We start from the raw sequence: 17,758 nt of genomic DNA on the forward strand, positions 1-17,758 counted from the left end.
AACATTCTAAATCATTGGGTGCGAATTGTATAAACCTTCATTAAAATTCTGTAACACAAGACAATCCGTAAGATTGTACCTTTACCATATTAAACAATTAAACAGATAAATTATGAAACTTACCACACTCATTGCACTTGTATTTACATTTTCATTAAGTCAAGCTCAAAATAAAAATGTCATCGACGAGACAAAAAAAACAATCATCACAGTAAACGATGGTGAGAAAGAGACAAAAACGATTAAAAACGAGAATTCCCGGGAAGTTCAAATGATTGAGTTAGAAGGTCCGAAAGATGCCACCGTGAATCGTGATATTAAACCCTCTCCAACCATTTTAGAACAGTCAACTGAAATTATCAACCCCGATGGTAGTATTAGAATTGTAGATGTCGATCGAACAAACTATTACACACTAAACGGTGAAAAATATAAAGTTGAATTTGATGCAAAAGGCTATCAATTAGTATCCGAAAACAATAAAAAGATTGGAAAAATCCGAAAAACTACCACTAACAGTTTCATATTCATAGGCAAAAACAAAACTGCTATTTCCTATTTTGATACCAGGGGAAACTTAGTTTTAGAATCGTATAACTCAACAACAGACATGGTTACCTATGAAACTTATGAAATTATGAAAAAGTAAATTTAACCCTAAATTTCTTTTAGAATCCTGAGTTTGGCTCAGGATTTTTTTATTTGGGTTCAAAATCCAATGGCAACATATCTCCAAATCGCTTTTCTGAAATTTCACCTGAAAAGTCTATTTGGTCAATATGGGTGTGATTACCAAATGCGTCAACATAGAATTCAGAAGTTTTAAAGATGATTTTGGATTGTTCTTTATTTTTATACAACACATTAAAACTTCTGAAGAATTTAGATGTAGTTTGTATATTTGTTGTGATTGCCTTTGGTTTCACTTTAATCAACTTCATGTTGTTGACATCTGAAATTTCAAAATGCAAATTGGCATCGGTAGCAAAGCTTCCATCAAAAAGAATGAATTCTTTCTTTCCCCATTTCTTTTCGATCAAATTTTTAAAAAAGTGCTTGAAAGAGCCTAAGTAAGAAGAAATTCTATTTTTATCATATGATTTGTCAATTTCTTCGATTTCTCTAAAAAAAGAAGTCACTGCAAAATAACTTCCACGCAAATAGTCATTAGAAAGTGTTCGTTTGTCATACAAAACATAAAAATCCACTAAATCAACTTCGATGATATACCCTAAATAATTATTTCTAATGGTTATTTTTTCATCTGAAAAAGCAGCTAATTTGAAATTTTTTGATTCGTACGAAAACTGAATGGCATCTTCATTTAAAATCACACAATTTTTTCCACCTTTGGTTCTTCCCAGAAACTGTTCTCTAAAAACAGCCAACATTTCTTTTCTGGAAAATGGAATGGGTTCTAAAATTACCTCTTTTAAAACAATGGAACTTGGTTTTAGCTTTATTTCAATTGGCGATTGAACAGTATTCAAATAAATCGATTCATACCCAATATAACTAATCACTAAAGTTGCATTCGGTACAGATTGTAGTTTTAATTCAAATAGACCATCATTATCTGTTGTAGTTCCGATAGTTGTGCCATCAAAATAAACTGATACACCATACAGAGGCGAATTATTTTCATCAACAATTTTTCCGTTTATGGTTTGTGCCAATAACGGAGTTATTATAAAAAAAATAAAAATCGGTAAGAATAAATTTTTCATAAAAAAATCCCAAAAGGGATTAATTTTTATTCGTTATGTAAAAAAGCTTGCCTATTCAAAAGTGTTTCTTCGCTTTCCACATGATTATCATCGGGAACACAACAATCTACCGGACAAACGGCGGCACATTGTGGTTCTTCATGAAAGCCTTTGCACTCAGTACATTTTCCTGGAACAATATAATAAATATCGTCAGAAATTGGTGTTTGAGCAGCTTCAGAATCTACTTCAGTTCCATCGGGTAAAATCACTTTACCTCGAAGTTTTGTTCCATCTTTATATCGCCAATCGTCTGCTCCTTCATAAATTGCTGTGTTTGGACACTCCGGTTCGCAAGCTCCGCAGTTAATACATTCGTCTGTTATGATAATAGCCATTTTTTTTTGTTTAAAAGTTATAGTGTTTAAAAGTTTAAAGTTATGCTATAAAATTAGTTTTAAACTTCCAACTATTTGCTGTTGCCAAAATTCTATTTCTTATTTTTGTGCAAAATTACAATCAAAAGACGTTATAAACAAGTATCAAATGTTACAAAAAAATAAAATTTCGAGTTTTGTTGAATTAGGAAAGTTTTTGACTCAGTTTTCATTGGATAATTCCCAGCGAAATATTGAGGTTCAACATAATAACCGCTTTTTTGATTCATTTGAAACATTGTTGGCTTTGTCGCAATCGCATTACGGTTGGTTTACACAAGAACAAGTTTATTTTGCTGTGAATTCGTGGGCAGAAGCTTTGACCGAAGAAAATTTAAATAAATGGCTTTCGCCTTATGATTTTTCGAAAGTGCAACCCAAAACAATCGGATTAATTTTAGCAGGAAATATTCCGCTGGTTGGTTTTCACGACTTTTTATCGGTGTTGATTTCAGGACATAAGGTTTTAGTAAAAACTTCATCTAACGATCAACATTTAATAAAATTCTTAGCAAATTATTTGATTTCCATCGAACCTGAATTAGCTGAAAGAATCACTTTTACCGATGGTAAATTAGAAAATTTTGATGCTGTAATTGCCACCGGAAGTAACAATACTGCACGTTACTTTGAATATTATTTTAAGAACAAACCGTCAATAATTCGTAAAAACAGAAATTCTGTTGCGATTTTGAATGGAAATGAATCGCACGAAGATTTAGTCAATCTAGGCGAAGATATTTTTCGCTATTTCGGTTTAGGATGTCGGAATGTCTCCAAACTTTTTGTGCCAAAAGGATATAGTTTTGACGCTTTTTTTCGAGCTATTTTTGAATACCAAGACGTAATTCATTATGAGAAATATTCAAACAATTACGATTACAACAAAGCTGTTTTTTTGATGAGTAATTTCAAATTATTGGATAATGGGTTTTTAACTTTAAAAGAAGATTCAAGCTACTCCTCTCCTATTTCCTCAATTTTTTATGAATATTATGATTCATTATCGGATTTAAAAAGTCGTTTGAAAAATGATGAAGATCAAATTCAATGTATTGTTTCCAATGGCTTAACAAAAAATAGTATTGCATTTGGTCAAACACAAAAACCGCAGCTTTGGGATTATGCCGATAATGTGGACACGTTAGAATTTTTGATTTCGGTTTAGAATTTTTCTTATATTTGTAGGAAACAACGCAATCATGATTAGAAAACTACTTTTGTCAGTCTTCGTTTTATTTCTAAATGGATTATTTGCTCAAACTAATTTAAGTGGATTTTCCCCTAACACAACTACACCTGCATTCTTATTTGGAAAAGAAACAGCATTATTTAACAACACAATTGTTGTTGCCGGTGGGTCATCTACTTTTCCACCTAGTATCGGAATGGTATATGTATTTTCACAAGAAAATCAAACAATAACTCAAGAAAATGTTTTCTATCCTGACGATGCAGCGTCTTCCGATCAATATGGGAAATCAATTTCTGTTAGTGATGAATTTATTGTCGTTGGATCACCTTTGCATGATGTTGGTTTTACGAATGCCGGAGCTCTTTATGTGTATAGAAAAACGAATAATGAATGGAGCTTTTTTCAAAAAATAACTGCAAATGATGCATCAGCTGATCAACAATTTGGTTCTTTTTTAAAAATTCAAGAAAATTCAATGTTCATCGCCGCTCCGAATGATGTAAATGTGGACGGAATTGGAGCTATTTATATTTATACATTTGATGGAACAGAATGGATTTTTAGTCAAAAATTGACTATTCCCAATACTGTCAATTTAGGAGAGAAAATAGAAATTCAAGATGATTTATTAGTTGTTTCAGAGCACACATTTAATCAAAGAAAATATCATACCTTTTTATTTGGAAGTAATTGGACTTACAGCGATTCAAGTGAAGAATTTGGTAGTTTAGAAAAAAATATAAAAGATTTTTCTTTTGATGGCCAAAGATTATACCTTAGTATACATGAATTAGATTCCGGTACTGGCTCTATAAACAATTTGTATATTTATAATCGTGTAAACAATACTTGGGAGTATGAAACTATTCTACCAATGGATTTTAATGATTTTGTAATTGGGAAAATTAACGTATCGGAAAATAATATGCTTGTTGGGTATGATGAATATGTATTGAATTTTAGTCGTAAATTCCCCGTTTTTTACTATAAAAAAATTGAAAACGAATGGCAAATGCAAACTTTTTTTTATGGAGAGGGACAAGCCGGAATGGATGATCGATTAGGGAATAGTATTTCTTTGCAAGGTTCTAATTTCGTGTTGGGAGCTTTTAATGAGGGTGTCATCAACAGCGGAAAAGCCTATGCTTTTAATTTGGAAAATCTAAATACACCTTCGTTCGAAAAAAGTGACATTTCTATTTTTCCTAATCCAACCGCGTCTGCTATAACGATTCAAAATAGTTCTTTAAATCAGTCAAAAAGTTATGAGCTTTTCAGTGTAACCGGAAAATTACTTCAATCATCATCTCTTGAGAATTCTACTATTTCATTAGAAAACTTTCAATCAGGGCTTTATTTCTTAAAAATTAACTTTGATAGCGGATTATTTGAAACCCATAAAATTATTAAAAAATAAAATTTTAACTTTTTAACTACAACGTTTTTGTTAATAATCAATAATAAAAACTACACTTAACTATCGGTGTTTTTGATGTGAATTTCAGAAATTTGCAATTCAATTTTTTGAAATCAAACTTCCATAATGAAAAAACACAATTATAGTGCAGGACCTTGTATTTTACCACAAGAAGTATTTGAAAAATCGGCTCAAGCCATTTTAAATTTTAATGATTCAGGTTTATCAATATTAGAAATTTCACACCGTAGCAAAGATTTTGTTGCTGTAATGGATGAAGCAAGAGCTTTAGCTTTGGAACTTTTAGGTTTAGAAGGAAAAGGTTATCAAGCTTTATTTTTGCATGGCGGAGCAAGTTTAGAATTTTTGATGGTTCCTTATAACTTAATGAAAGTGAACGGAAAAGCAGCTTATCTCGACACCGGAACATGGGCAAATTCTGCCATCAAGGAAGCTAAACACTTTGGCGAAACCGTAGTTGTTGCATCTTCAAAAGCTGAAAATTATAACCATATTCCAACAGGATATTCTGTTCCATCGGATGCTGATTATTTCCATTGTACATCCAACAATACGATTTTTGGAACACAAATTAAAGACTTTCCAAACCTTGAAATTCCAATGGTTTGTGATATGAGTTCTGATATTTTCTCTCGCACATTAGATTTTTCAAAATTTGATTTAATTTATGCCGGAGCTCAGAAAAATATGGGTCCAGCCGGAACAACTTTGGTCGTTGTAAAAGAAGAAATTCTAGGAAAATCAGGTAGAACTATTCCCAATATGTTGGATTATGTTCAACATATAGAAAAAGAAAGTATGTATAACACACCGGCTGTCTTTCCGGTTTATGCATCGCTATTAACCTTACAATGGTTGAAAAATTTAGGCGGAATTACAGCCATTGAAAAAGTTAATGAAGCGAAAGCCAATTTATTATATACTGAAATCGATCGAAATCCATTGTTCAAAGGAACAGCCGTTGCAGAATTCAGAAGTAACATGAACGCCACATTCTTATTGAATGATGAAGCCCACGCTCCTATTTTCGATAAACTTTGGAAAGATGCCGGAATTTCAGGATTACCGGGTCATCGTTCGGTTGGCGGTTACAGAGCTTCGATGTACAATGCTCTTCCACTGGAAAGTGTGCAAGTTTTGGTTGATGTGATGAAGGAATTAGAAAGTAAAATTTAGAGAATAGAAATAATATATTAACAAGTTGTCAGAATCTCAGAATCTCAGAATCTCAGAATCTCAGAATCTCAGCAACTCAGCAACTCAGAACCTAAAAAAATGAAAGTATTAGCCAACGACGGAATTTCTCCAAGCGGAATTAAAGCCTTAGAAAAAGGAGGATTTGAAGTAATTACAACCAAAGTTGCCCAAGAACAAGTGGCCAATTTTATTAATGCAAATCAAGTGAGTGTAATTTTGGTGCGAAGTGCAACTAAAGTTAGAAAAGATATCATTGATAATTGTCCGACTCTAAAAATCATCGGTCGTGGCGGTGTGGGAATGGATAACATCGACGTGGCATATGCTCGAGAAAAAGGAATTCACGTCATCAACACGCCGGCATCATCCTCAGAATCCGTTGCCGAATTAGTTTTTGCACATCTTTTTTCAGGTGTTCGTTTTTTGCATGATGCTAATAGAAATATGCCTTTAGAAGGTGATACCAATTTTGAAGGTTTGAAAAAAGCCTATGCTAATGGTATCGAATTACGAGGAAAAACATTAGGAATCATTGGTTTCGGTCGAATTGGTCAAGCAGTTGCAAAAATGGCTCTTGGTTTAGGAATGAAAGTGATTGCATCTGATAAATATGTTGGCGAAGCTGTTATTCGAGTAGATTTCTATAATGGTCAATTCATTAATGTTGATATTGCAACCGAACCAATGGAAGATTTATTAAAGCATTCTGACTTTGTTACTTTACATGTACCGGCTCAAGATGGCTACGTAATTGGTCGCGAAGAATTAAAAATCATGAAAGACAATGTGGGAATAGTTAATGCCGCACGTGGTGGTGTGATTGACGAAGTAGCTTTAGTAGAAGCATTAGACGAAGGAAAAGTGTTATTTGCCGGTTTAGATGTTTTTGAAAACGAGCCAACTCCTGAAATCAAAATATTAATGCATCCAAACATTTCGTTAACACCACATATTGGTGCTGCTACGTTAGAAGCACAAGATCGAATTGGAACTGAATTGGCTGAACAAATTATCAGTTTATTGAAAACAGAAAAATAATAGTGGTTTTCGTTAAATTAGTAGATTATTTTTTAACTTCGTATCAATAACTTTAAAAGCCAATACTATGTTAGAGCAATTAACACAATTAGTGCAACAATTCGGAAATGATGCCGTAGTTAAAAACAATGCCGTTCCCAATGAATTGAACGATAGCGTCATGAAAGAAACTGAAAGTTCTTTACTTTCAGGTTTGCAAAAAATGGCATCTGATGGAAAACTCGAGCAGTTAGCCGGGCTTTTTCAGGGAAATAATGCCGGATCTGCTTCAAATCCGGTCGTAAAACAACTTATAGAACAAGTTTCAGGGAATTTAGGTAAAAAAGTCGGTTTAGATAGTCAAGCTGCAAATGGAGTTGCGGCAAATATGATTCCACAAATATTGGGTTCATTAGTTGGAAAAGCTAAAGATCCAAATGTAAAAGGTTTTGAGGTTTCTGATTTGGTTAATGCAATTTCGGGTGGTTCTGGTAATTCCAATTTGATGGATATGGTCACTAAATATGGTGGTCAATTTGGTTTAGACCAAAATAATGATGGTAAAGTAGACATGCAAGACGCGATGGCTGCAGCCACTAAAAAAGGAGGTCTCGGTGGATTATTTGGTAAATTATTTGGCAAATAAAAATAGTAAACTACAATTATAAAACCACTTCTTTCGGAGTGGTTTTTTGTTAAATATACTTAATTAATTAGCTGAATCAGTCATTTTTTGTACTTTTATGGTATGAAAAATATAGTCTTCCTATTATTTCTTTGCAGTTTAATATATGCTTGTTCCGGGAATAAGTCTGTCGCTCCTGTTTCCCAAAAAGAAATTGCATCAACGGTTTCCGATACGGTTAGAATTGCAAATGAAGAGTTAGAATATGAAATCATCATCATAGAGCCTGGGTTTAATTTTTGGTTAGCCAGCAGAGCCATGCCAAGAGATTATTATTCGCAAAGTTATTTGGAAGCACGCAACCAATTTTGGGTCACGGAATTTAATAATCGTGTTTTACAACCCATCCGATTTGACCCTAATTTATATCAAATGCAAATTGACTACCAACGCGGAATAGATTATGGTTACGAAGTAAATTATATGCTTTTTAATTATTTAGTCTATTTTCAACAAACCTATAAACAACAATTGGGCGGATTTGCGGCCAGAATTTAATTGACTTTTATGTTGCAAAAATTTCTTTATATCATTATTTCTTTTCTTTTAGGAATAGTTTTGGTTATTGTTGGTTCTTATTTCAAAATCATGCACTACTCAAATGCTAATTTATTTTTATTGTTGGGAATGCTTTTTAAATCAATAGCCTTACTTTTGTTGATTGTAAAAATAGTCAAACATTCCAAAAAAGAAAAGGTCTAAATTCTCATTTTTTTTGAATTCTTCAGTTAATCTATGAAAAAACTAAAAGCCCGTTGGGGTGTTACTTCAAACTTTCAACTCGTTGTAATTTTTATTGTTTTTGCAATCACTGGTTCTGTATCGGCCTATTTATCAAAACCTTTTACGACTTATATTGGTCTAACCAGTGATAACTTAGGATGGTTGTATTTCCCAATCCGTTTGATTGCCATTTTTCCTATTTATCAGGTTTTATTGGTTTTATTTGGATTTCTTTTCGGACAATTTGAGTTTTTTTGGGCTTTTGAAAAAAAAATGCTTCGCAGTATGAAGTTAGGATTTATAGCGAATTGGTTTGAAAAGAATTCGTCCAAACAATAAAAAAACTGCAACGATTAAATTGCAGTTTTTAAAATTTCTATTTCTTTTTTATCAAGTAAGTATAAATCCATGTTATCGTGAAGGTGGGAATAAAATCAATTCCCGGCATCAATTCTTCTACAAAAACCAAAAATCCGCCCACGGTTCCAACAGTTCCTTTGTACATTCGCATCAAAATTAATCCGGCAATAGGTGCCCAAATAACATCCGATAGCGTACCTAAAAATGGTACCAAATAAGACAACATACCAATACCATCAAAAATAAGACTCAAAACTAAATCTCTTGATTTCGTATCTTTAACTGATTGAACAGCAACTTCTTTTGTCATTGAAAACTTGTTTAAATTTTACTTCATAACGACAAAAGTAATGCCAAATTATTTTTCTTTATTCAATAAATTAAAAAAATCATTTCTGTTTTCCTTTTCATCAAAGATTCCACCGTATTGAATCGTTGACGTGTAGCTTGAACTGTCTTTGATTCCGCGACTTGATACACACAAATGTTCCGCTTCAACAACCACAATAACGTCATCTGTATTTAAAACTGTTTTGAGTTCGTTAAAAATTTGCATAATCATGCGTTCCTGTACTTGTGGTCTTCGAGCATAGTAGTCAACAATTCGATTTAACTTTGATAAACCAATCACCTTTCCATTTGATACATAACCAATATGTGCTTTTCCTATAATAGGTAAAAAGTGATGTTCACAAGTAGAATTGAAACTAATATTCGCCTCTACCAACATTTTGTCATAGTGATAACTGTTTTCAAAAACAGAAATTTTGGGTTTATTAGCCGGATTTAAACCACTAAAAATCTCTTGGATAAACATTTTAGCAACTCGATGTGGTGTTCCTCGCAAACTGTCATCGGTCATGTCCAATCCCATTTCTTCCATAATAATATGAAAATGTTTTTCTATCGTGGCCATTTTCTCGTCGTCAGACTTGTCAAATGCGTCCGGTCGCAAAGGAGTTTCTGCAGAAGTCATCTGATGTTCGTCTCCCAAAAGTTCAAATAATTCTTTTTCAATTTGATTGTTCATAGCGTCTTTTTTTTTAAATTACATCAATGCTTTTTGTAAAGCTGTTCCGTGTTTAAACTTTTAGGCAATTAATTCTTCAATTTATCTTTAAAATTCTTTTTCAATTTTTCAATTTTCGGTGTGATTACATAACTGCAATACGACTGGGTTCTATTCAAATTATAATAATTTTGATGATAATCTTCCGCCTGATAAAAAACGGAAGCTGCCGAAACTCTTGTGACAATTGCACTTTTAAATGTTTTCTCGTCGGTCATCAACTTAATATATTCTTCAGTCAGTTGTTTTTGATCATCATTATAATAAAAAACTTCGCTGCGGTATTGCGTTCCTACATCATTTCCTTGACGGTTTAAAGTGGTTGGATCGTGCGTGGCGAAGAAAATTTCCAACAGTTCTCCAAACGAAACTACTTTTGGGTCAAACGTAATTTGAATAGCTTCGGCATGACCGGTCATTCCTGTTCCAATTTCTCTGTAAGTTGGATTTTTAGTTGTGCCTCCAATATAACCCGACACCACTTTTTTTACTCCCTCTATTTCTAAAAAAACTGCCTCTGTACACCAAAAACATCCACCGGCAAAAGTGGCTAATTCTAATCCGTTTGCTACATTCATTTTAATTGGTTGTTTATTTTCTAAAAAAGTACTTTTCTTTTCTTGCGATTGACAAGAAAAGGTTGAAAAGGCTACTAAGAGTATTACGAGATTTTTCATATCATTTTTTGTTTAACAAATGTACTATAATATTAAACAAAATTACATCTTTAACGTAATTTTATTATTTATACTACGATAAATAGAACTGATACGGTTTCACAATCATCAAAATCTTTGTTACTTTGTAAAAATTGTTTTTTATGATACAAGCAAAAAGAATTCATAAATATTTTGATCAACTTCATGTTTTAAAAGGAGTTGATATTTCTATTAAACAAGGAGAAATCATCGCAATTGTTGGTGCATCTGGTGCCGGAAAAACGACTTTGCTTCAAATTTTGGGAACATTAGAGAAACCATCGAAGGATAACGGTACCGAATTAACAATAGACAGTGAAAATGTTTTAAGCATGAATGACAAGCAATTGTCTAAGTTTAGAAATTTAAAACTTGGGTTTATTTTCCAATTCCATCAATTATTACCGGAATTTACAGCCTTAGAAAATGTTTGTATACCAGCTTTTATAGCAGGAAAAACAAAGCCTGAAGCCGAAGAGGAAGCTATAAAACTACTCAACTACCTTGGTTTATCACATCGAATGGACCACAAGCCGGGCGAACTTTCCGGTGGAGAACAGCAACGTGTGGCTGTTGCCAGAGCACTAATCAACAAACCGGCTGTCATTTTTGCCGATGAACCTTCCGGAAACTTAGATACAACATCTGCCGAAAACCTACATGAATTATTTTTCAAATTAAGAGTTGAATTCGGGCAAACGTTTGTGATTGTAACCCACAATGAAACTTTAGCTAATATGGCCGATCGTAAATTAGTGATGAAAGATGGTTTGTTTGACCAAAACTCAGGTTGGATTGATAACGCTTCAATTCCAAATGCAACTGTTTAATGAATCATTTGGAATTAAAAGAATTTCTGGATGAAAAAGTGCTGCTTTACAATCATCCAAAATTTATTGAAAGCGATCCAATTCAGATTCCGCATCTTTACACTTTAAAAGAAGATATTGAAATTGCCGGATTTTTAACTGCAACCATTTCGTGGGGAAATCGTAAAATGATTATCAATAATAGTCAAAAACTAATGGCAAAATTGGGAAATTCCCCTTATGATTTTGTGATGAATCATAATGAAAATGATTTGGAAAAAGTAAGTGATTTTGTTCATCGAACCTTCAATGGAAATGATTGTATTGCTTTTATCAAAGCATTGAAAAATATTTATCAATATCACAATGGATTGGAATCTGTTTTCAGTAAAGACATTAAAATAAATACCGTACAACAGAATATTTCTAATTTCAAAACTGTCTTTTTTGAAATTCATCACGATTACCGAACTCAAAAACATATTTCTGACCCAATGAATAATTCAGCTGCCAAACGTATCAATATGTTTTTGCGTTGGATGGTTCGAAACGATAATTCAGGAGTTGATTTAGGTATTTGGAACTCCATTTCTCCCGCACAACTTTCTTGTCCGCTTGATGTTCATTCCGGAAATGTGGCTCGAAAATTAGGTTTGCTTACGCGAAAGCAAAACGACGCAAAAGCACTTTTTGAATTGGATTCCAACTTACAAAAATTGGATAAAAATGATCCGGTGAAATATGATTTTGCTCTTTTTGGATTAGGAGTTTTTGAAGGATTTTAGTCGGTTTTAAGCATTGATTTAAAATTCCGTACCTTTGCAAAAATTATCTTTTTTATGTCTACTTTTCTGGATTTTGATTTGCCTAAATCATTGCAAAAAGCCATTGATGAACTAGGTTTCACGCACCCCACACCTATTCAAATTAAATCGATGCCGGTTATTTTATCCGGTCGCGATATGATGGGAATTGCTCAAACCGGAACGGGAAAAACATTTGCCTACTTATTACCGATTTTAAAGCATTGGAAATTTCAAAATACGCACACACCCCGTGTTTTGATTTTAGTTCCCACACGTGAATTAGTAGTGCAAGTGGCCGAAGAAGTCGTGAAATTGACCCAATATATGTCCGTTCGAACGTTAGGTGTTTATGGTGGCGTGAACATCAACACGCAAAAAACAGCCGTATATCAAGGTGTGGATATTTTAGTTGGAACACCAGGGCGGGTAATGGATTTGGCTTTGGACAACGTCATACGTTTTGATGAAATTCAGAAATTAGTGATTGATGAGTTTGATGAAATGCTGAATTTAGGGTTTCGTTTTCAAGTTACTTCCATCTTGACGATGTTAAAATCAAAAAGACAAAACATCCTTTTTTCGGCTACTATGACGGATGAAGTGGATGATATGTTAGATGAGTATTTTGATTTTCCTGTGGAAGTTTCATTGGCTCCATCCGGCACACCGCTTGAAAAAATTACACAAATTGGTTATAAAGTGCCTAATTTTCTAACGAAACTAAATTTACTTAAAGAACTATTGCACTCCGATGAAAGCATGTCGCGATTGCTGATTTTTATTAACAATAAAAAAACCGCCGATTTAGTTTCGATTGCTTTGGAAGAAGAATTTCCAGAACAGTTTGGTCTGATTCACTCCAACAAATCGCAAAATTATCGTTTGAATACGATGGCTTCCTTTCAAGCCGGAGAAATCAGAGGAATTGTAACCACCGATGTGATGGCACGTGGTTTGGACATTTCGGATATTACACACGTTGTCAACATGGAATTTCCGGAGGTTCCTGAACAGTACATTCACCGAATTGGTCGAACAGGCCGTGCTGATAAAACGGGAATAGCTGTTAGTTTTATTAGTCCAAGAGAAGAAGAAATTCAAATTGAAGCTGAAATTTTGATGGAAAAGGAAATTGAGCTTTTGCCACTTCCTAACATCGAAATCGAAGAGAAAATACTGGAATTTGAAAAGGAAAAGAAAAAAATGAAAATGCTTTTGAAACGTCCCAAAAAAGAAGGTGGTGAAGCATTTCATGAGAAAAAAGACAAAAATAAAAAGGTTAATTTAGGTGGTCCGGGAAAACGAACTCCTCGCAAAACAGAATCGAGAAACCGTGGTGTAGAGAGAAAGAGAGACGAGAAAAAAAAGAAAAAATAATTCTTTTGAGTTGAAATCTTTCGCTTTCGCTTAACACTTTTGATTTGTATCGTTAGAATATAAAAGTTATCTTTGACAAACTTTCAATTAATGCAGTTTAAACATCCTGAAATTCTGTATTTTCTCTTTTTATTGGTGTTGCCAATTTTAGTCCATTTATTTCAACTCAGACGATTTAAAAAGGAATATTTCACCAATGTAAAATTCCTGAAAGAACTTTCCATACAAACCCGAAAAAGTTCACAACTTAAAAAATGGTTGTTGTTACTAACAAGATTGTTACTATTAACAGCGTTGATTTTTGCATTTGCCCAACCTTTTTTTAAAGCCAAAGACAGTAAGGGAGTTACCAACGAATTATATCTTGTTTTAGACAATTCGTTTAGCATGCAAGCTAAAGGAAAACTAGGCGAATTGCTCAAAAGATCTGTTCAGGAATTGCTGGAAAAAACACCCGAAAATACGACTTTTTCGCTTCTTACCAATGACGATGTATATTGGAATACCGACATTAAATCGATTCAAAAAGAATTGATGAATTTGGAATACAGTGCCACTTCGTTTCAACTAGACCAGAGTTTAACCAAAATAAAATCCAGAAAAACGCCTTTTAATAAGGATGTTGTGGTGATTACTGATGCTATAAACCTTCAAGCAAATCAGTTAAAACCAATTGATGAAACAATTAATCCGATCTTTATCCTACCAAAATCGGAACAAAAAAACAATGTGTCGGTGGATAGTGTTTATCTTCAACAAACGTTGGATAATTTCTATGAAATAGGTGTAAAATTAAAATCGTTTGGCGAATCAGAACAAGAAATACCGGTGGCAGTTTACAACCAAAAACAGTTGATTGCCAAAACACAAGTTAAATTTGATCAAGCAGAAAAAGTGCTTTTTTTCACCATTCCGAAAGCTGATTTCAATGGATATGTTTTTATTGATGAACCCGGATTGACTTATGACAATTATTACTATTTCAGTATTTCAAAACCTGAAAAAGCGACTGTTTTAGCTATTGGTGAAACGGAGAAAAATCAATTTCTGACAAAAATTTATACGGAAAGTGAATTTCTCTTTTCTCAATTTGATTTGAAGTCATTGGATTATAATTTATTGGAAAAACAAGATGCTATTATTCTCAATGAAGTTAAGGAAATCCCGCAAGCCTTACAAACTACACTAAAATCATTTTATGAAAAAGGTGGTAATATTATTTTTATTCCTTCAGAGGAAAATAATGTTGCTAATATAAATAGTTTACTAAGAAATTTTGGAACATTTTCTGTGAATGAATTGCTGAAAAAAGAGGCGAAAATTACAAACATCTCGTTTTCACATCCACTCTATAATGGCGTATTTGAAAAGAAAGTTGACAATTTTCAGTATCCAAATACAAAATCAAATTTTGCTTTAAAAAGTACTTATCCTTCTATTCTAAATTATGAAGATCAAAGTTCATTTTTAACTGTGGTTTCAAATTCGTTGGGTAATTTTTATGTTTTTTCTGCACCTATCAACAAGGAAAATTCTAATTTTAAAAATTCCCCTTTGATTGTCCCAACTTTTTATAACATGGCATTTCAAAGTGCAAAAACCGGAATCAATGCATTAACAGTGGGCACTTCCTCACCTATTACAATTGACCAACTTTTGTCTAAAGATGAAATTATTTCTGTGGTTTCGGTTACTGATGAAAAGAGTGAAAAATTTATTCCACAGCAACAAATTCTGAATAATAAAGTAAAACTCACTTTTGCAGAAAGTCCTAATAAAGCCGGAAATTACAATGCTTTGAAAGACAATTCTATCCTAAAAAATATAAGTTTTAATTATTCCCGAACTGAAAGTGATCTGCGTTTGGATAATTCAAATTTGTTAGAATCTTACGAAAACGGTAATTCAATCGAAGCTGTTTTTGATGCATTACAAACCAACAGAACCGACAACACGATTTGGAAATGGTTTGTAATCCTTGCGTTATTATTTGTGTTACTGGAACTACTCATTCAAAAATTTGTGAAATGAATTTAATCATCCGAAATGCAACCATCATCGACCCAAACGGTGTGCATCACAACCAAAAAACCGACCTGAAAATTGTGGGTAAAACCATTGAAAAAATGGGTTCAAACTTGCCTTCAGAAAAAGATTTTGATGAAATTAGTTTAGAAAATCTTCATGTTTCCAAAGGATGGTTTGATAGCTCGGTTTCGCTAGGTGAACCCGGTTTTGAAGACCGTGAAACGATTGCCAACGGATTATCAGTAGCTGCTAAAAGCGGTTTCACAGCAATTGCTTTGCAACCCAATTCTTTTCCGGTGATAGATAATCAATCGCAAGTGCGTTTTGTAAAGGAAAAAGCCAACAATAATGCTGTTAATTTATTTCCAATAGGTGCATTAACCAAAGGTTCAGAAGGAAATGATTTGGCTGAATTGTTTGATATGAAAAATTCCGGAGCGGTTGCTTTTGGTGACTATGGAAAAAATATTGCCAATGCGAATTTACTCAAAATCGGATTGCAATATGTGCAAGATTTTGACGGATTAGTCATTGCCTTTTCGCAAGATGAAAAAATAAAAGGAAATGGAGTGGCTCACGAAGGTGCTGTTTCAACTCGTTTAGGTTTGAAAGGAATTCCCACTTTAGCAGAAGAATTAATTATTGCCCGGAATTTATTTTTATTAGAATACACAGGAGGAAAATTACACATTCCTACCATTTCAAGTGCAAAATCTGTGGAATTAATCAAAGAAGCAAAAGCAAAAGGTTTACACGTTTCTTGCAGTGTAGCGGTTCATCATTTGGTATTGACGGATGAAAAGTTAGAAGATTTTGATACTCGTACGAAAGTGAGTCCGCCTTTACGAGATGATAAAAACAGAAAAGCATTAATTCAAGGTGTTTTAAACGGAACGATTGATATGATTACTTCCGACCATAATCCGTTGGATATTGAACACAAAAAAATGGAATTTGATTTGGCCAAAAACGGAACCATTGGTTTAGAAAGTGCTTTTGGAGCGTTATTAAATGTACTTCCATTGGATGTGATAATTACCAAATTAACAAATGGAAAGGCAACTTTTGGTATTGAAAATTCAGCAATTAAAGAAGGTGAAGCCGCTGATTTAACGTTCTTCAACCCAAATACTGAATGGACATTTGGAAAGGAAAATATTCTATCGAAATCGAAGAACTCTGCCTTTTTAGAAGAAAAAATGATTGGAAAAGTTTACGGAATTTACAATAACGGAACATTAATTTTAGCATAATGGAACAAAATAAAAATGCTGCAATAGTGGCTTATTTAACAATTATTGGTGCGGTAATTGCCATCTTTATGAACAATGAAAACAAAAGTGCTTTTGCCAGTTTTCATATCAGACAAGCATTAGGCATTTTTTTAACTTTTTTTGCTTTGGGCTATCCCATTGGTTACTTTAACAGTTGGATGATTTCCTCAGCCTTTTATATCTTCTTTTTTATCTTATGGATTTATGGATTTTTAGGAGCATTGAACGGTGAAGAAAAGAAAGTACCGTTAGTGGGCGATTTTTATCAAAATCTATTTAAAAGCCTATAAGTATGTCGTTACATTATTTAATTCGTGAACCAAAAATCAAGTTAGACAAAAATCCGCTTTTGCTTTTATTACATGGTTATGGCAGCAATGAAGAAGATTTATTTTCGTTTGCTTCTGAACTTCCAGAGGAGTATTTTGTAATTTCTGCCCAAGCTCCTTATCCTTTGATGTACGGAAGTTATGCGTGGTATGCGATTAATTTTGATGCCGATGAAAACAAATTTTCCGACATTAACCAAGCTAAACAATCTCGAGATTTACTGGTTGACTTTATAGATGAATTGATTGTAAAATATACAATTGATATAGAAAAAATCACTTTAATCGGATTCAGTCAAGGTGCGATTTTAAGTTATGCTATTGGTCTATCCTATCCTGAAAAAATTTCAAAGATTGTTGCCATGAGTGGCTATTTGAATACCGAAATGGCCAAAGAAAATTTTGAACAAAATGACTTTTCAAATCTGAAAATTTTTGCTTCACACGGAACGGTTGATCAAGTAATTCCGGTGGAGTGGGCTAGAAAAACAGGTCCGATTTTAGAAAAATTAGGAATTAAATTTGAGTATAAAGAATATCCGGTTGGTCATGGTGTTGCCCCACAAAATTTTTATGATTTCAGAAATTGGTTAGAAGAAAATAAGTAACG

Annotated in this window: 21 protein-coding genes; 16 read left to right on the plus strand and 5 right to left on the minus strand. The window is 33.2% G+C overall.

Features of this window, described 5'->3' with window-relative positions:
• Window positions 1-112: 112 nt before the first annotated feature.
• Complete coding sequence (locus ACIQ0M_RS03350; protein ID WP_396149710.1) at window positions 113-649, plus strand: hypothetical protein; 537 nt, start codon at window positions 113-115, stop codon at window positions 647-649.
• Window positions 650-698: 49 nt separating this feature from the next.
• Here ACIQ0M_RS03350 and ACIQ0M_RS03355 read toward each other — a convergent pair whose 3' ends face one another.
• Window positions 699-1,676 carry a carboxypeptidase-like regulatory domain-containing protein gene (locus ACIQ0M_RS03355; protein ID WP_396149712.1) on the minus strand — a complete coding sequence of 326 codons (978 nt, stop codon included), beginning with the start codon at window positions 1,674-1,676 and terminating at the stop codon, window positions 699-701.
• 77 nt (window positions 1,677-1,753) lie between these two features.
• Window positions 1,754-2,104 (minus strand): 4Fe-4S dicluster domain-containing protein, encoded by a 351-nt coding sequence (locus tag ACIQ0M_RS03360; protein WP_129464076.1) that lies wholly within the window; start codon window positions 2,102-2,104, stop codon window positions 1,754-1,756.
• 148 nt (window positions 2,105-2,252) lie between these two features.
• Between ACIQ0M_RS03360 and ACIQ0M_RS03365 the strand changes: the two genes are divergently transcribed.
• From ACIQ0M_RS03365 to ACIQ0M_RS03400, 8 genes are all read left to right on the plus strand, one after another.
• Window positions 2,253-3,311 carry an acyl-CoA reductase gene (locus ACIQ0M_RS03365; protein ID WP_396149715.1) on the plus strand — a complete coding sequence of 353 codons (1,059 nt, stop codon included), beginning with the start codon at window positions 2,253-2,255 and terminating at the stop codon, window positions 3,309-3,311.
• A gap of 34 nt (window positions 3,312-3,345) precedes the next feature.
• A complete protein-coding gene (locus ACIQ0M_RS03370) occupies window positions 3,346-4,755 on the plus strand; it encodes a T9SS type A sorting domain-containing protein (protein WP_396149718.1) in 1,410 nt (469 codons plus the stop codon).
• 126 nt (window positions 4,756-4,881) lie between these two features.
• Window positions 4,882-5,952 carry a 3-phosphoserine/phosphohydroxythreonine transaminase gene (serC, locus tag ACIQ0M_RS03375; RefSeq protein WP_396149720.1) on the plus strand — a complete coding sequence of 357 codons (1,071 nt, stop codon included), beginning with the start codon at window positions 4,882-4,884 and terminating at the stop codon, window positions 5,950-5,952.
• A gap of 99 nt (window positions 5,953-6,051) precedes the next feature.
• A complete protein-coding gene (locus ACIQ0M_RS03380; protein WP_396149722.1) occupies window positions 6,052-7,011 on the plus strand; it encodes a D-2-hydroxyacid dehydrogenase in 960 nt (319 codons plus the stop codon).
• A gap of 67 nt (window positions 7,012-7,078) precedes the next feature.
• Window positions 7,079-7,636, plus strand: a complete 558-nt coding sequence (locus ACIQ0M_RS03385) for a hypothetical protein (protein WP_396149724.1) — start codon at window positions 7,079-7,081, stop codon at window positions 7,634-7,636.
• Between the two features lie 102 nt (window positions 7,637-7,738).
• Window positions 7,739-8,173, plus strand: a complete 435-nt coding sequence (locus ACIQ0M_RS03390; protein WP_396149726.1) for a DUF6146 family protein — start codon at window positions 7,739-7,741, stop codon at window positions 8,171-8,173.
• 9 nt (window positions 8,174-8,182) lie between these two features.
• Window positions 8,183-8,377: a hypothetical protein gene (locus ACIQ0M_RS03395; RefSeq protein ID WP_396149729.1), complete on the plus strand. Its 195-nt coding sequence runs from the start codon at window positions 8,183-8,185 to the stop codon at window positions 8,375-8,377.
• Between the two features lie 33 nt (window positions 8,378-8,410).
• Complete coding sequence (locus ACIQ0M_RS03400) at window positions 8,411-8,737, plus strand: DUF6787 family protein (protein ID WP_396149731.1); 327 nt, start codon at window positions 8,411-8,413, stop codon at window positions 8,735-8,737.
• 37 nt (window positions 8,738-8,774) lie between these two features.
• Here ACIQ0M_RS03400 and ACIQ0M_RS03405 read toward each other — a convergent pair whose 3' ends face one another.
• The 3 genes from ACIQ0M_RS03405 to msrA all read right to left on the minus strand — a co-directional run bounded on the left by ACIQ0M_RS03405 (window position 8,775) and on the right by msrA (window position 10,504).
• Complete coding sequence (locus ACIQ0M_RS03405) at window positions 8,775-9,068, minus strand: hypothetical protein (RefSeq protein ID WP_396149733.1); 294 nt, start codon at window positions 9,066-9,068, stop codon at window positions 8,775-8,777.
• Window positions 9,069-9,116: 48 nt separating this feature from the next.
• Window positions 9,117-9,788 (minus strand): GTP cyclohydrolase I FolE, encoded by a 672-nt coding sequence (gene folE, locus ACIQ0M_RS03410; protein WP_396149735.1) that lies wholly within the window; start codon window positions 9,786-9,788, stop codon window positions 9,117-9,119.
• 68 nt (window positions 9,789-9,856) lie between these two features.
• Window positions 9,857-10,504 carry a peptide-methionine (S)-S-oxide reductase MsrA gene (msrA, locus tag ACIQ0M_RS03415; RefSeq protein ID WP_396149738.1) on the minus strand — a complete coding sequence of 216 codons (648 nt, stop codon included), beginning with the start codon at window positions 10,502-10,504 and terminating at the stop codon, window positions 9,857-9,859.
• 143 nt (window positions 10,505-10,647) lie between these two features.
• On the opposite strand from msrA, the gene ACIQ0M_RS03420 reads away from it, so the two are divergent.
• From ACIQ0M_RS03420 to ACIQ0M_RS03450, 7 genes are all read left to right on the plus strand, one after another.
• A complete protein-coding gene (locus tag ACIQ0M_RS03420; RefSeq protein ID WP_396149741.1) occupies window positions 10,648-11,355 on the plus strand; it encodes an ABC transporter ATP-binding protein in 708 nt (235 codons plus the stop codon).
• Window positions 11,355-12,119, plus strand: a complete 765-nt coding sequence (locus tag ACIQ0M_RS03425) for a TIGR02757 family protein (RefSeq protein WP_396149743.1) — start codon at window positions 11,355-11,357, stop codon at window positions 12,117-12,119. Before ACIQ0M_RS03420 ends, ACIQ0M_RS03425 begins: the two co-directional genes overlap by 1 nt.
• 54 nt (window positions 12,120-12,173) lie before the next feature.
• Window positions 12,174-13,517 carry a DEAD/DEAH box helicase gene (locus tag ACIQ0M_RS03430; protein WP_396149745.1) on the plus strand — a complete coding sequence of 448 codons (1,344 nt, stop codon included), beginning with the start codon at window positions 12,174-12,176 and terminating at the stop codon, window positions 13,515-13,517.
• Window positions 13,518-13,607: 90 nt separating this feature from the next.
• Window positions 13,608-15,548, plus strand: coding sequence for a BatA domain-containing protein (locus tag ACIQ0M_RS03435; protein WP_396149747.1), 1,941 nt, complete (start codon window positions 13,608-13,610; stop codon window positions 15,546-15,548).
• Window positions 15,545-16,798 (plus strand): dihydroorotase family protein, encoded by a 1,254-nt coding sequence (locus ACIQ0M_RS03440; RefSeq protein WP_396149749.1) that lies wholly within the window; start codon window positions 15,545-15,547, stop codon window positions 16,796-16,798. Before ACIQ0M_RS03435 ends, ACIQ0M_RS03440 begins: the two co-directional genes overlap by 4 nt.
• Window positions 16,798-17,109, plus strand: coding sequence for a DUF4870 domain-containing protein (locus ACIQ0M_RS03445; RefSeq protein WP_396149751.1), 312 nt, complete (start codon window positions 16,798-16,800; stop codon window positions 17,107-17,109). The genes ACIQ0M_RS03440 and ACIQ0M_RS03445 overlap by 1 nt, the downstream gene beginning before the upstream one ends.
• A gap of 2 nt (window positions 17,110-17,111) precedes the next feature.
• On the plus strand, window positions 17,112-17,756 hold the full coding sequence (locus ACIQ0M_RS03450; RefSeq protein ID WP_396149753.1) for an alpha/beta hydrolase: 645 nt from the start codon (window positions 17,112-17,114) through the stop codon (window positions 17,754-17,756).
• The last annotated feature ends 2 nt before the right edge of the window (window positions 17,757-17,758 follow it).

It is taken from the genome of Flavobacterium sp. (assembly GCF_044339515.1).
In the GTDB taxonomy this organism is placed as follows: Bacteria; Bacteroidota; Bacteroidia; order Flavobacteriales; family Flavobacteriaceae; genus Flavobacterium.